The sequence below is a fragment of the Mucilaginibacter sp. 14171R-50 genome, assembly GCF_010093045.1.
Lineage (GTDB): Bacteria > Bacteroidota > Bacteroidia > Sphingobacteriales > Sphingobacteriaceae > Mucilaginibacter.
Genome location: NZ_CP048115.1, coordinates 4,401,735 through 4,416,303 on the forward strand (window position 1 = coordinate 4,401,735; position 14,569 = coordinate 4,416,303).

A 14,569-nucleotide genomic window follows, 5' to 3' on the forward strand; every position below is an offset into this window, starting at 1 on the left:
TTAAGGCTCTTAATAATATGCGAATCGCTAAGTTTGCATATATAGATCATTTATAACAGTTAATGAAACAATTCTTCAAATTTGTATTGGCCAGTGTTTTGGGCGTCATTATTTCCTCAATTATCCTTTTCTTTTTGTTTTTTATACTGTTATCGGGGCTTATCCTATCAGCCGGGAGTGATAAAGCGGTAGACGTTGACGCTAATTCTGTACTGCATATCAAGCTTGATTACCCTATAAGCGAACGCACACCAAATAACCCGCTTGCTAACCTGAGCTTTTTAGGCTTTGACGGCGAAAAAGCTATCGGCTTGAACGATATTTTGGCGTGCATCAAAAAAGCCAAAAAGGACGCTAATATTAAAGGCATCTTTTTGGACGAGAGCTATATGATGAGTGGCCAGGCCACTACCGAAGAAATACGTAACGCGCTTATCGACTTCAAAAAATCTAAGAAATTTGTTATCGCCTACTCAGAAATTTACACCCAAGGCTTCTATTACCTGGCGTCGGTGGCGGATAAGGTCTACATTAATCCAAAGGGGATCTTCGAATTCAGGGGTTTCAGTTCAGAGATCACCTTCCTGAAAGGCGCTCTTGATAAGCTAGGGATCCAGGCTCAGATCATCAAGGTTGGTACTTACAAAAGCGCCGTTGAGCCATTGGTGTTAACTAAAATGAGCGATGCCAACCGTTTACAGGTAACTTCATATTTAGGCTCGATGTATGATCATTTCCTTACAGGAATAGGCAAAAGCCGCAATATCAACAAAGATTCGTTGTTTAATTATGCCAATAGCGGCCGTATACAACAACCCGAAGACGCTTTGAAATATAAGTTGGTTGATGGCTTAAAGTATAAGGACGAAATACTATCTGACCTGAAAAAACGTACCGGCCTCCAGGAAAAAAATAATATGGCGAGCGTTGACCTTAACGATTATGTGAAAAGCGGCACCAGGGCAGATACCGACCCTAAGGATGTAAGCTACAAAAACCGGATAGCTATTGTGTATGCATCGGGTGAAATTTCGGGTGGAAACGGCGATGATAACAGCATCGGATCTGAAACCATATCAAAGGCTTTGCGAAAAGTACGGATGGACAACAATGTAAAAGCCGTGGTGCTGCGCGTAAATTCGCCCGGAGGCAGTTCGCTGGCATCTGACGTGATATGGCGCGAGGTAATGCTTACTAAAAAAGTGAAACCTATTATTGTATCTATGGGCGATGTGGCTGCATCAGGCGGCTATTATATAGCCTGCGCGGCCGATTCTATTATAGCCGAGCCTAATACCATCACCGGGTCGATAGGCATTTTTGCCGTGCTGCCCAATATGCAAAAACTGTTTAATGATAAGCTGGGTATTACCTTTGATGGTGTAAAGACGGGCAAATTCGCCGACCTTGGCGATGTAAGCCGCCCCCTAACCCCCGAAGAAAGACTTATACTGCAAAACAGCGTTAACCGCGGTTATGATGATTTTACAAAAGCAGTGGCGGCCGGCCGCGGTAAAACGCAGGCTTATATAAACAGCATTGGCCAGGGCCGTGTATGGACTGGTACGCAAGCCCTGCAAAATGGCTTGGTTGACAGGTTGGGCAATATTAACGACGCTATACAATCTGCAGCTAAAAAAGCCGGTGTTAAAGAATATAAAATAGTAAGCTACCCCGAGCAAAAAAGCTTCTTGAACAGATTTGGCGAAGGCTTAACAGCCGAAGTGAAAGCCCATTTTGTAAAAGCCGAGCTTGGCGATAACTACCGTTATTACGAACAAATAAAAGGCGTTACCAAAATGATGCGCACCCCGCAAATGCGTATGCCTTATGATGTGGTGATAAGATAAGATTATTAAAAATATTGATTGAGAAAGCTGCCTTTGGGGCGGCTTTTGTTATTTTAGAAACCATGAAACATCAGATTGATTTTTATACCTCGTATAACCAATTTTACATAACCGACAAAGATGCTGGGGGCGCCACCAATTCTGACAAATTTTGGACAACTGAAGCATTTACCGAAAGGCTTGCAGTTGAGGATGGAATTTTAGGTGTAGGCGTTGAATGCTATGGGCCTGTTAAAGGAGAAGTATACCTTTTAAACTCGTCAAACGATACAACTATTTTGGATGAATACGATCATATAGTTGAAGCAGGGATTGAGATAAAATCAGGCGTTATTCAAATAATGGATTGCCCCAACTCAAACGTCGAATTAGAACTACGCGTTGAAATAGGGCTTTATCGCGTAAGGATATATTCCTGTAACTTAGCTTCTGTTGATGGCGATGAAGGTGAAGATTATTATAAAATAGAAATTTGGCCGGATGCCAAAATGGAAAGAAAAGTATTGAAACAGTACTCCGTTTAAGGTATTAACAGAATAGCAATTATAAAACCAACTATTACGGGCGGCTTTTGTATTTTTACGCCACAACTAAATTATGGAGAACAAACCCATCGCGCGCGCGCTTCGCTTACTATCGCAATTGATGGAATTGCACGAGGTTAACCCCTTCAAAATAAAATCGATAGCTAATGCTGCTTTTAAGGTTGATAAATTGCCATTTCCGCTGGCAGGCAAAACTGTAAGCGAATTAGAGAAGATAGATGGTATAGGAAAAAGCCTTGCTGCCAAGATAGCCGAACTGTTAGCGACCGGCACCATGACCGAACTCCAGGAAATGCTTGCCCAAACGCCTGATGGTGTCATAGAAATGATGGGCATAAAAGGCATAGGCCCAAAAAAAGTTGCCATCATCTGGAAAGAGTTGGGGATTGAGAACGTTGGCGAACTTTATTACGCCTGTAACGAGAACCGCCTTATCGAAGCCAAAGGATTCGGTTTAAAAACACAGGAAGAGATCATAAAGGTTTTGGAGTTCAGGATGGCAGGAAACGGTAAGTTTCTGTATGCCCAGGTAGTGAAAGAGGTGAAGGCGCTGATGGAAGAGATACGCGGTATCTTTCCGGATGCGTTAAAACACATTGCAGGAGAGTTTCGCCGCCGCAGCCCGATAATAAGCGAGGTGGTTATTGTAGTGGGCAGCCTGAACCAGGAAATAGCCTACCAGGCACTTGCTGAATTAGATACCCTAAAAAATGTAACCCTTAGTGGCACCCATATTTCGGCCGAGTTAAATAACGGTTTGCTGGTTGATATTATATGCGTTGACAAAGCAAATTATTACTACGAACTGTTTATAAATACAGGCGATACGGAACACGTAGATGCTGTGTTAGCGCGGATAAATACCCCGCTTGAATTGCCTGAAACAGAAGAGCTTATATATCAAAAAGCCGGCTTGGCGTGGATGCCTGCTGAACTGCGCGAAGGCAAGTCTTTTATAGAGAAAGCTGCAGCGGACAACCTGCCGACGCTGATAAGTTACCACGACCTGAAAGGCACTTTGCATAATCACAGCACCTGGAGCGACGGCGTAAATACGCTGGAAGAAATTGCCTTATACTGCCGCGACGAGCTTAAGCTGGAATACTTAGGCATCAGCGACCATAGCAAAAGCGCGTTTTATGCCAAGGGTTTAAGTATCGAGCGGGTTTTACAGCAGCATGAAGAGATAGATCACCTAAACAAAAAACTGGAGGGCTTTCACATATTTAAGGGCATCGAATCGGATATATTGAACGATGGATCGTTGGATTACCCGGATGAAATATTAAAACGCTTTGATTTTATTGTGGCATCTATACACGCTAACCTGAAGATGCAGGCGGATAAGGCTACCGCCCGATTAATAAAAGCTATCGAAAACCGTTACACTACCATTTTGGGCCACCCAACAGGCAGGCTTTTGCTTAGCCGCAAAGGATACGATATCGACCATAAAAAAGTTATTGATGCTTGCGCTGCCAATAATGTGGTGATAGAAATAAACTCCAACCCGTTAAGGCTTGATCTTGACTGGCGCTGGCACCAATACGCGCTTGATAAAGGTGTAATGTTATCCATCAACCCCGATGCGCACCGTAATGCCGGGTTCCACGACATGTACTATGGCATAAATGTTGCCCGTAAAGGTGGTTTAACAAAAGATATGTGCTTAAACGCGTTATCTATAACAGAGGTAACCGAGGTGTTTAAAAAGAAAAGAGAAGGTCGGTAACCGAAAGTCGGAAAGTCCGAAAGTCAGTCAAAGACTGAACAAGGCGATGACCTTATGACTCAATGACACAACAGAATGTTAACAGATAAAGTACGCAAGCTTCAGCAGTCGGGCACGGTGCCAAACATTTTGGTAATAGGCGACCTGATGATAGACCACTATATTATAGGCGATGCTACTAGGCTGTCGCCCGAAGCCCCCGTTCCTATAGTAAACGTAAAAAACGAGTTTACCACGCCCGGCGGCGCTGCTAATGTCGGACAAAATTTATTAGCGCTTGGCGCAAAAGTATCGCTGGCAGGTATTACCGGCGACGATGCGGATGCCGAACGCCTGACAACCATTTTAACGGCTGAAGGCATTAACGCTGAGGGCATTTTTAAAGACAGCACCCGCCCTACCACTATAAAAACACGCGTAATGGCGGGCAGCCACCAGTTGGTCCGCGTAGACAGGGAAGTAACTAATCCGTTAAATGAGGATTTGCAAGGCCGTTTTTTAGAGCGTATAAAAACCAACATAGGCCAGGCGGATATTGTGGTTTTGTCAGATTACAACAAAGGCCTTTTTTCTGAAGCGCTTGCCCAACAACTTATTGAAGAAGCCGGGCGCATGGGCAAAAAAGTAGTTATTGACCCTAAAGGGCTTAACTATGGCAAGTATAAAGGTGCTTATATTATAAAGCCCAACCGTAAAGAACTTGCCGAGGCGGCAAAAACAGAAAAAATTACCAATATAGATGAGTTGCAGCAGGCCGCCCGTATTATTATTAAACAAACCGGGGCCGAATATATAGTGGTAACCCTATCAGAACAAGGCATGGTTATTATCAGCGAACTGGCTTATAAACTGCTGCCTGTAAAGGCCACTTCGGTTTTTGATGTTACCGGTGCGGGCGATACCGTGCTGGCGGCAATGGCTTATTTTATGGCGCAGGGCCTAAATGTAGAAGAAGCCTGCGAACTGGCAAACCATGCCGCGGCCATCGTAATAAGGCAAACCGGCAGCGCCGTAACAACGGTTGATGAAATACTGGAAGATATAGAGGTTAGAAATTCTAAACACTAATTTTAGATCCGAAATTAAAAATCCGAAATCCGAAATAAAGAGATGGTACTTGAAGAATTATATGAACATCGTAATTTAATACAAAAGGTTATAGAGGACCTGTCTGGCGATATTGAATTGGCCTGTCGTACTATGGTTTCGGTATTAAAAGATGGTAAAAAGGTTTTAATTGCCGGTAACGGCGGCAGCGCCGCGGATGCACAGCATATTGCCGCCGAGCTTAGCGGTCGGTTTGTAAAAGAGCGTAAAGCCCTGCCCGGCATAGCTTTAACGGTTGATACATCTGCGCTTACGGCCATAGCTAACGATTATGGGTACCATCATGTATTCTCGCGCCAGGTTGAAGCGCTGGCCCAACCCGGCGATCTGTTTATCGGTATATCAACGAGCGGCAACAGCCAGGGTATTTTAAACGCCTTTGAAACCGCAGGTAAAATAGGTTGCAAAACACTTGGTTTATCAGGTCGGGATGGTGGTAAAATGAATAGCGTATGCAACCTGAACATCGTTGTCCCATCTGATGTTACCGCACGTATCCAGGAAATGCACATCCTTATCGGCCACATTATGTGTAAGGCTGTGGATGATGCGTATTAATCGGCCCGAATATGGGTTTAGGAATTAACGAATTTCAAGATATACTTTCGTCACTTATTCTGTAATTTTATCAAATTCGTTTAATTCGGGTTGAGATAATCATTATACCATGCGCCACAATCTTGAAAAAACACTTCTTGATAAAATAACCACCCTGCCGCTACTAAAGGAGCGTATTATCACCTGGAAAAGCGAGGGTAAAAAAGTTGTTTTCACAAACGGCGTATTTGATCTGCTGCACCTGGGGCATATTACTTATCTTTCCAAAGCTGCCGAACTGGGCGATAAACTGGTTATTGGTTTAAATGCCGATGCATCAGTCAAACGGTTAAAAGGCGAAAATCGCCCGGTTAATGATCAAAACAACCGCGCAGCCCTGTTAGCCGCTTTGTTTTTTGTAGATGCAGTTGTTTTATTTGAAGAGGATACCCCCCGAGAGTTAATAACACAACTATCGCCTGATGTGCTGGTAAAGGGGGCAGATTATACGGTTGACAATATTGCCGGCGCGAAAGAAGTGTTGGCCAATGGCGGCGAGGTTAAAACCATTACATTGGTTGAGGGGTATTCATCCACTAATATCATCAACAAAATAAGGATGGTGAGTGGTTAAATGGTGAATAGTTAGTGGTTACCATTTGTATACGCTACTTAGTAGTCAATTATTCAACCACTCACCACTTAACCCTCGATACTCACTAAATCACTAATTATTCTTAATGAAGATACTGGTAATCCGTTTCAGCTCAATGGGCGATATTATTTATACCACCCCCGTTGTGCGTTGCCTTAAAACGCAACTGCCCGATGCCGAGATACACTTTATTACCAAACCCGCATTTAAATACATTTACGATAATAACCCCTATGTTGATAAGCTACTGTTATTAAAACCAAACCTATCAGATACGATCGCCGATATCAAATCGGAGCGTTACGACTACATTATCGACCTGCACAATAACCTGCGTACCGCCATTATCAAACTACGCACCGGTATAAAATCGTCTACCTATAAAAAACAAACCATACGTAAATGGCTGAGCTTAAAGCTTAATATAAAGCTTGTGCCACCGGTACACCTTGTCGACCGTTATTTAAAGGCTGTAGCCTTTTTAGGGGTTACCAATGATGGCCGCCCGATAGATTATTATATTAAACAAGATCACCAGCTGCAGGCGCTGCTGCCAGCATCGCACCAAAACAATTATGTAGCCTTTGTTATAGGCGCTACGCACTTTACCAAACGTATGCCCAATAAAAAGATCATCAGCCTTTGCAAACAGCTTAACTATCCTATAGTATTATTAGGGGGTATGGATGTTAAGGTAAATGGCGATGAAATAGCCGCGGCGGTTGGAAACAATGTGCATAACGCCTGCGGGATAACAACGTTGGACGAATCGGTTTTCCTGGTATCAAAAGCGCAAAGTATTATCGGTTTTGATACGGGCCTTACCCACATTGCCGAAGCTTTTGATAGGCCAATTGTATCCATATGGGGCGGTACCGTACCTGAGCTGCTTGGAGTTCAGCCTTATATGGTGAAAAACGCGATGGTTGCCGGTATAGAGCTTAGCTGCCGCCCCTGTTCAAAGTTCGGGTTAGAAAAATGCCCGCTTGGTCATTTCAAATGCATGTACAATATACCGGAAAAACCCATTGCAACCTTTGTAAATATTATTTAGCGGAGAATTTTTTCTCAGGAAAAAGATTATTTTTGCCGAAACATAAATCTTATTATTTCATGAAAAAATTTTTACTATTCATTTGCTGCGGATTTGCAGCTTCGACAGCGTTTGCTCAAGCACCAAGTTTCGGTATCAGGGGCGGTGTAAACTTCGCTAAACTTTCTGCTTCAGACGGTAACATAACCGCTACATCCAATTCAACCACCACATTTGCTGCAGGCGTGTTTGCCGACTTTAAATTCGGTAGCGTATCATTGCAACCAGCTTTAAACTATATGGGTAAAGGTGGTGAAGGTGATGACGGTAACGGCGGCGTAACCAAAATTAAAACCTATTATCTGCAGGTTCCTGTAAATGTGGTTTATCATATACCCGCTACATTTGGCCAAGTTTATTTTGGTGCAGGCCCATATGTAGGTTATGGCTTATCAGGAAAAGTAACAAGCACCGGTTTAAATGTTAACGCAGACGTTACTTTTGGCGATGGTCCTGACGATATCAAAAGAACCGATTTTGGCTTGGATGGTATTGCCGGCTTTGAATTTAGCAACGGTTTTATTCTTGGCGTTAACTACGATCTTGGCTTATCTAACGTAACCAATGAAAGTTCATTTTCAACAAAAAACCGTGTATTCGGTGTTTCTGTAGGATTTAAATTCTAATCAGAAAAAACAATATTTATAAAAAAGAGGGACATGCGTTCCTCTTTTTTTATTTTAGAGGAAATGAAAAAACTATTGTTGATTCGCCATGCCAAAGCCACACACGAAAGCGGGTATAGCGACTTTGAGAGGCCCCTCACCGACAAGGGCTTTAAGCAATGCGAATTGATGGCTGCCAGGTTAATTGCCGCGGGTATAAAACCCGGGATGATGATGGCAAGCCCCGCCCTGCGTACTTTATCAACAGCAAATGTTTTTAGCCAGGTGTTAGGCTTGCAGCAAGCCATCACCAACAAAGATATTTATGATGCCAGCGAAAACACACTGTTAAAGGTGATAAGCGAACTGCCCAATGATAAAGACTACGTCGCCATTGTGGGCCATAACCCCGGTATAAGCCAGGTACTTTATTATTTAAGCGGTGCTATAAAAGAGGTACCGCCTTGCGCGGTAGCGCTAATTGAATTTGATGCAGATAGCTGGCAAGAACTTTTTGAAGGAAGCGGCAAACTTGTTCATTACGATACGCCGAACAAGGCTTAAGTCGAAAGTTCTAAGTTTTTAGTCTGTAGTATAAACCGACTTGAGACTTAAGACTAAAAACTCGAGACTTAATTCACCTTATACATCTTACCCGGAAGCGAGCGGATAAAGCCTTGCAACTCCATATCCAGCAACGTCATAGCCAGCTGGCTCATGGGCATATTTGCCTTAATGGCCAAATCGTCAATTGCAAGTGCCTGGTTATGCTGCCTGATAATTTCGTACACCGCCCGTTCCTCAGCCGATAGGTCTATTGGTAACAATAATTGCTCGGGTGCAGCTTTAATGTCAGTGTTCTTTTCCCAACCTAGGCTGTAAGCCAGGTCCGCAACGCAGGTAAGCAAAGCCGCTTTATTATTGCGAATCAGAAAGTTGCAGCCTTCAGAATACTCATCCCCCAGCCTTCCCGGAAACGCGAACACGTCGCGATTATAGCTGTTAGCTATTTCGGCGGTTATTAGCGCGCCACCTTTTAGCCCTGCCTCTACCACAATGGTAGCATCGGCCATACCTGCCACTATACGGTTACGCTGCGGAAAATTTTCCCTGTCGGGGATAGTGCCCGATGGATATTCGCTCAACAAACCGCCATTCTCCAGCATCTTTTCGGCGGTGCCTTTGTTTTGATGCGGGTATAATTTATCAAGCCCGTGACCTAACACGCCAACCGTAGGTACACCCTGTTTAAGGCATTCTTTGTGGGCGGCGACATCAATGCCCAGGGCAAGGCCACTTACTACCAACACGTTGTATTGCTGCAATTCTTCAACCAGTTGCCTGCAAAGCTGCCTGCCATAATCGGTAGCGTTGCGCGTACCAACAATGCTTACGCAATGGTATGGGTTTAGGTTAGCATTGCCCCTGCTATATAGTAAAACCGGCGAATCATGACAGCCCTTTAGCCGCCGCGGATAGCGGCTATCTGTATAAAATATTACGTCGATGTTATTCTTGTCGAGGAATTTTAACTCCTGTTCGGCTTTGCGCAAGGCATCGTCAAAATCTATCTGCTTGATAATTTTTTCGCCTATGCCGGATATCTTAAGAAATTTAGCCTTTGGCGTTTTAAACACATTTTCCGCACTGCCCGCATGCGCTACAAGGCTTTTGGCATGGGTACAGCCAATACTTTTAATAAATGTTAAGGCAACCTGGTGTTGTAACGACATAAGCTTCGGTCGTCTAAAATATAAAATTTCCTAAAATAATTAGCATTTTTTACGGTTAAAACAAGTAAATACTTTTCATGGAAAAAAAAACTATAAAAATAGTTTGCAAACTATAAAAATAGTTCTACCTTAGTCTAACTATAAAAATAGTTTGCTATGAAACTTAAAGAACTGACCAAAGCTGAAGAACAGATCATGCAGATACTGTGGCAATTGAACGAAGCGATAGTGAAGGATATCCTGGAAAAGATCCCCGAGCCCAAGCCCGCTTATAACACGGTATCAACGGTTGTGCGCGTGCTGGAAGGAAAAGGGTTTGTAGATCATAAAGCCTACGGCAACTCGCACGTTTATTTCCCGCTCATCAGCGAGGATGATTATAAAAAATTTACGTTTGATAAACTGATGAGCAATTATTTTGATAACTCCTACAAAAGCCTGGTATCGTTCATAGCCGACGAAAAAAACCTGGGCCTTAAAGAACTTGATGAACTTACAGAACTGATCAACAAACTAAAATCTCAAAAAAAATGAGCTGGCTGCATTACCTGGTCGAAGCAAATATTTACCTGGGTGTATTTTATTTGTGTTATTCCCTGCTTTTAAACCGCGATACCCACTACAATTTAAGCAGGGCCTACCTCATCTTTAGCTGCATTGTTTCTTTTGTGCTGCCGGTTACCAGGTTAGGCATACTAAAACCGGTTGAACAAATAATAATTGAGGAACCTGTACCCAGTACGGTGAACCAGGTTAAATTTACGCCTGCCCCAATCGCTGTTGCTACCCATAGTTTTACATTGCAAGATGTTGTGTTATATGTTTATGTAACAGGCACTATTATAGCATGCTTGATATTTTTATTCCGTCTGCGCAAATTATATGTACTTACTCGTAATAATCATTCTTTATACCAGGATCAGTATAAGCTGGTTAAACTTAATGACCAAAACACCGCCTTTTCTTTCTTCAATTATTTATACGTAGGTAGTAATATTCCGCAGGCCGAAACTATTATAGCCCATGAGCTGGTGCACATACGCCAAAAGCATTCGGCCGATATTATTTTTTTAGAAATATTAAAGGTTATCAACTGGTTCAATCCGTTCATATACCTTATGCAGCGCAGCCTTAAAACCGTGCACGAATACATAGCCGACGAGCAAACCGCCGCGTACGAGCGGGACACACTCGCTTATTCCTCCTTTTTACTTAACAACGCCTATGGCATACAGGGCGCGCCTATTTCGCATTCATTTTTCAATTATAACCTATTAAAAAAGAGGATCATTATGTTAAATCAAAAACGATCGGGTAAGTTAGCAAGGCTAAAGTACCTGGCAGCGGTGCCGCTTTGTGCCGGCATGCTCTGCACATCAACATTATTGTTTAGTAAGGATTACGCCGTGATAGACCTGGCGCCACAAAAAACTGTGGAGATACCCGATCCTGTTATTGATAGCACCAAGTATACCTTGAAAATAGTTAATAAGGCAGATAAGGTTACGGTAATATCAGATAAAATGGTGTTCACTAACCCTAAAACCAATGTTGAATCCGTTTACACAGTAAACAGCTTAACAGAAAAAGACAAAATAACCCTAAAGGAAAAAGGGTTTGATGTATCTGTTGTTGCGCGCGAAAAAAAAGATACTATACCGCCGCCACCGCCGCCTGCACCGCCTAAAGTTAAGCTTAAATCACCGCCACCACCACCCGCGCCTCCAAAAAAGTTAAAGGTTAGCCATGTAAAATTTCCGCCGCCGGTTGTAACCAGAGACAAGTTTAACGGCACACCACCGCCGCCACCGCCACCTTACGATTCTGCTTATGATCAATTGTTCACTTATATGGCTAAATACACACGCTATCCCACCGCAGCATTCGATAAAAGGATAAACGGAGATGTGATACTTTCGCTTGTTATTAATAACGAACATAAAATAACTGATGTTAAAGTTGCAAAGGGAATAGGATACGGTTGCGACGAAGAAGCCATCAGGGCGTTAAAAGCATTTAACGGCACTATAGATAAGGCACCGGGCACCTATACAATGGTAGCAACATTTATGTTGATAAATGAGAAGGCGCGTCAGTTTTACGCACCGCCAGCCTTAACTGACCATGTGGTAGATGCCAAAAACTTTATGGGACAAGTAACCCTGGCAGGATATTTAAAGTAGCGGTAATGGTTACCCCTTTATATAGATAACCTGCTTGGTTTCAAAAAACTCCTCCTCAAAATAATCCCTGAGGTAGAATTGCTGCACGGCTAAACCCGCGTCGGCAATTTCTTGCGTTAAGTCGCCTCCCTTCAAATACAGTATTCCGTTTGGAAATTTATTAACCGACTGCTTTTTGAATTTGCCTTTCACCCAGGGGTAAAAATCCTTTAGCTGCGTAACTGCGCGCGATACCACAAAGTTGAATTGCTCTTTAATTTCTTCCGCACGGGCATGTGTCGCCCTTACATTTTTGAGCCCCAACGCAGCGGCTACTTCTGTAACCACCTTAATTTTTTTCCCGATAGAATCTACGAGGTGAAAATTAGTTTCGGGAAAAAGTATAGCCAGCGGGATGCCCGGGAAACCCCCACCCGTGCCAACATCCAGTACGTTTTCGCCGGGTAAAAAGGTCATTACTTTGGTTATCCCGAGCGAGTGCAGCACATGGCGCTCATAAAGCAGGTCGATATCCTTTCGGGATATTACGTTGATCTGGCTGTTCCAAAAGGTGTACAGTTGCTGCAGTTGTGCAAACTGGGCCTGCTGGTGGGCCGTAATATCCGGGAAATATTTAAGCAGGATATCAGATGTCATCCTTATTATAACGGTTAATGATATTACCTAACAAATACCTGGCCCTGAATAACTGCGCCTTAACCGTACCCAGGGGCAGATCAAGCTGTTGAGCTATTTCCTCGTACGAAAGTTCGTCAAAGTAGCGCAGGGTTATCAGGTTACGGTAGCGTATGGGTAAACTATCTATCAATACTTTTAGTTCTTCGGTTTGTTGTTTTTTGATGGATGTTTCTTCGGGGTTCAAGCCGTCTGATTTTATTTGAAGCGGTTTTTCGTCACCTTCTTCATCCATCATGCTATGTATGGATTGCGTGCTAAGCTTCTTCTTGCGTATAAAATCGATACAATTGTTGGTTGCTACGCGGAAAAGCCATGTGCTAAACGCATATTCGGGCTGGTACTTTTCCAGTTTTTCAAAAGCTTTAGCAAAGGTTTCAACGGTAAGGTCCATGGCGTCCTCTTTGTTGTTAACCATTTTTAACACCATAAAATATATCGAATCTTTATACCGGTGCATTAGGTCGGCATAAGCTTTTTGGTTACCTCCCTTTGCCTTTACAACCAGATGGAAATCGTTTTTAGCATTTTCGGTGAAATGTTTATTTATTTCCATCGCGTTGTTTTAATAAAAGTACCTATCAATCCAAACACGTTTAAGTATATATAATATATCATATCAAAAAATGGCAGCGCCCATACCAGGTCGCCGTTATCCAGCTTTTTAAATACTTTGCTATAAACCAACAGTTGCAGCATCCACCTGAAAACAAAAACGCCTATAATTAAAAGGGGTTCAAATTTAAATACCAGGCACAATATAAATAAAACATAAAATAAAAACCCGCTAACGGCATCAAAACTTAGCATTCGCCTGTGGCTGTTCTTATATAATTTGCCTACGCCCATATGCCGCTTTTTTTGCCTGAACCAGCCGCTCAATGTGGTTTTAGCATCGGTATAGGTAAAGGTATCCGGGTGTATTTGTATACTGGTGTTCCCGGGCGTGGCGTTTTGATTCACAAACAGATCGTCATCGCCGGATATGACGTGCATGTGGGACGCGAATCCCTTCGCCTTAAAAAACAACGATTTGGTATACGCCAGGTTGCGGCCTATACCCATATAAGCATCGCCGTTAAGCGCTGCCGAAAGGTAACTTATAGCGGTTTTTACGGTTTCGAACCTGATGAAAGGATTCAGGAAGTTACCGGTGCGGGTGTATGGCGAATAACCTAAAACAATTTGTGTTGAACCCGTAAAACCGGCCGCCATAAGGGTTATCCAATTAAGGGTAGCCGGCTTGCAATCGGCATCGGTGAACAAAAGATGTTCGTTTTTGGCGGCTTTTATACCCAGTGTAAGGGCAAACTTTTTACCGGTTTTATACCGCTCATGCTCCGTGATCGTTACAATTTTAAGATGGGGGAACTCCTGTTTTATCTCCAGCAGTATCATGTCCGAATCGTCGGTAGAGCAATCGTTTATAACTACCACTTCATAATCCGGATAGTTTTGCTGCAAAATATAAGGCAGGTTTTCCGTCAAATTACGGGCCTCGTTACGTGCGCTGATGATAACCGAAACGGGTACAGTTGGCGGCGGAAGTTGCTGCGCAGGTGCATAGCGGGTAAGCCGGCTGTGGTTACTTAGCAGGTAATACAGCTGAACAATAAAACATAGCTGAAACAGAACAAATAGCGCCTCGTGAATATAAACTTCCAAACCCCTTGATAATAAGGTGCAAATTTGATAAAAATAGGTGAGACTTTGAGGCAAAATTTCTTAACAAAGCGGCTATTTACTCACCCCGCGGCACTTCGTGCGCGACCCTCTCTTCGCCTGCGGCGGAAAGAGGGTAAGCCTCTTTTTCTTCACCCTCTTTGCGCAGCAGAGAGGGTCGGCAAGCGCAGC

The 14,569-nt window shown here is 43.2% G+C and carries 15 protein-coding genes; 11 read left to right on the top strand and 4 right to left on the bottom strand.

The window, feature by feature from the left end:
• Positions 1 to 62: 62 nt before the first annotated feature.
• The 9 genes from sppA to GWR56_RS19935 all read left to right on the top strand — a co-directional run bounded on the left by sppA (position 63) and on the right by GWR56_RS19935 (position 8,688).
• Entirely contained in the window at positions 63 to 1,850 is a 1,788-nt protein-coding gene (gene sppA / locus GWR56_RS19895; RefSeq protein WP_162432941.1) for a signal peptide peptidase SppA, read from the top strand.
• A 14-nt stretch (positions 1,851 to 1,864) separates the two neighbouring features.
• Positions 1,865 to 2,374, top strand: coding sequence for a hypothetical protein (locus tag GWR56_RS19900; protein WP_162432942.1), 510 nt, complete (start codon positions 1,865 to 1,867; stop codon positions 2,372 to 2,374).
• Between the two features lie 73 nt (positions 2,375 to 2,447).
• Entirely contained in the window at positions 2,448 to 4,127 is a 1,680-nt protein-coding gene (locus tag GWR56_RS19905) for a DNA polymerase/3'-5' exonuclease PolX (RefSeq protein WP_162432943.1), read from the top strand.
• A gap of 75 nt (positions 4,128 to 4,202) precedes the next feature.
• Positions 4,203 to 5,195: a D-glycero-beta-D-manno-heptose-7-phosphate kinase gene (gene rfaE1, locus GWR56_RS19910; protein ID WP_162432944.1), complete on the top strand. Its 993-nt coding sequence runs from the start codon at positions 4,203 to 4,205 to the stop codon at positions 5,193 to 5,195.
• A gap of 42 nt (positions 5,196 to 5,237) precedes the next feature.
• On the top strand, positions 5,238 to 5,792 hold the full coding sequence (locus tag GWR56_RS19915) for a D-sedoheptulose 7-phosphate isomerase (protein WP_162432945.1): 555 nt from the start codon (positions 5,238 to 5,240) through the stop codon (positions 5,790 to 5,792).
• Between the two features lie 109 nt (positions 5,793 to 5,901).
• The gene (gene rfaE2 / locus GWR56_RS19920; protein WP_162432946.1) at positions 5,902 to 6,405 is read left to right on the top strand and encodes a D-glycero-beta-D-manno-heptose 1-phosphate adenylyltransferase; all 504 of its coding nucleotides are present in this window, start codon (positions 5,902 to 5,904) and stop codon (positions 6,403 to 6,405) included.
• Between the two features lie 106 nt (positions 6,406 to 6,511).
• Positions 6,512 to 7,480 carry a glycosyltransferase family 9 protein gene (locus tag GWR56_RS19925; RefSeq protein WP_162432947.1) on the top strand — a complete coding sequence of 323 codons (969 nt, stop codon included), beginning with the start codon at positions 6,512 to 6,514 and terminating at the stop codon, positions 7,478 to 7,480.
• A 59-nt stretch (positions 7,481 to 7,539) separates the two neighbouring features.
• A complete protein-coding gene (locus tag GWR56_RS19930; protein WP_162432948.1) occupies positions 7,540 to 8,145 on the top strand; it encodes a porin family protein in 606 nt (201 codons plus the stop codon).
• Positions 8,146 to 8,208: 63 nt separating this feature from the next.
• Positions 8,209 to 8,688 carry a histidine phosphatase family protein gene (locus GWR56_RS19935; protein WP_162432949.1) on the top strand — a complete coding sequence of 160 codons (480 nt, stop codon included), beginning with the start codon at positions 8,209 to 8,211 and terminating at the stop codon, positions 8,686 to 8,688.
• A gap of 68 nt (positions 8,689 to 8,756) precedes the next feature.
• Here GWR56_RS19935 and dprA read toward each other — a convergent pair whose 3' ends face one another.
• Positions 8,757 to 9,857 (bottom strand): DNA-processing protein DprA, encoded by a 1,101-nt coding sequence (gene dprA / locus GWR56_RS19940; protein WP_162432950.1) that lies wholly within the window; start codon positions 9,855 to 9,857, stop codon positions 8,757 to 8,759.
• Positions 9,858 to 10,013: 156 nt separating this feature from the next.
• Here dprA and GWR56_RS19945 point away from each other — a divergent pair, with 156 nt between their 5' ends.
• On the top strand, positions 10,014 to 10,391 hold the full coding sequence (locus GWR56_RS19945) for a BlaI/MecI/CopY family transcriptional regulator (RefSeq protein ID WP_162432951.1): 378 nt from the start codon (positions 10,014 to 10,016) through the stop codon (positions 10,389 to 10,391).
• On the top strand, positions 10,388 to 12,040 hold the full coding sequence (locus GWR56_RS19950) for a M56 family metallopeptidase (RefSeq protein WP_162432952.1): 1,653 nt from the start codon (positions 10,388 to 10,390) through the stop codon (positions 12,038 to 12,040). Before GWR56_RS19945 ends, GWR56_RS19950 begins: the two co-directional genes overlap by 4 nt.
• Before the next feature lie 9 nt (positions 12,041 to 12,049).
• Here the strand turns inward: GWR56_RS19950 and rsmG are convergent, their stop codons facing one another.
• Genes rsmG through GWR56_RS19965 form a run of 3 tightly spaced genes read right to left on the bottom strand, consistent with a single transcriptional unit; the run spans position 12,050 to position 14,380 of the window.
• Positions 12,050 to 12,676 carry a 16S rRNA (guanine(527)-N(7))-methyltransferase RsmG gene (rsmG, locus tag GWR56_RS19955; RefSeq protein ID WP_162432953.1) on the bottom strand — a complete coding sequence of 209 codons (627 nt, stop codon included), beginning with the start codon at positions 12,674 to 12,676 and terminating at the stop codon, positions 12,050 to 12,052.
• The gene (locus tag GWR56_RS19960; RefSeq protein ID WP_162432954.1) at positions 12,666 to 13,271 is read right to left on the bottom strand and encodes an RNA polymerase sigma factor; all 606 of its coding nucleotides are present in this window, start codon (positions 13,269 to 13,271) and stop codon (positions 12,666 to 12,668) included. Before GWR56_RS19960 ends, rsmG begins: the two co-directional genes overlap by 11 nt.
• Positions 13,262 to 14,380 carry a glycosyltransferase gene (locus GWR56_RS19965; RefSeq protein WP_202925352.1) on the bottom strand — a complete coding sequence of 373 codons (1,119 nt, stop codon included), beginning with the start codon at positions 14,378 to 14,380 and terminating at the stop codon, positions 13,262 to 13,264. The genes GWR56_RS19960 and GWR56_RS19965 overlap by 10 nt, the downstream gene beginning before the upstream one ends.
• Positions 14,381 to 14,569: the final 189 nt, after the last annotated feature.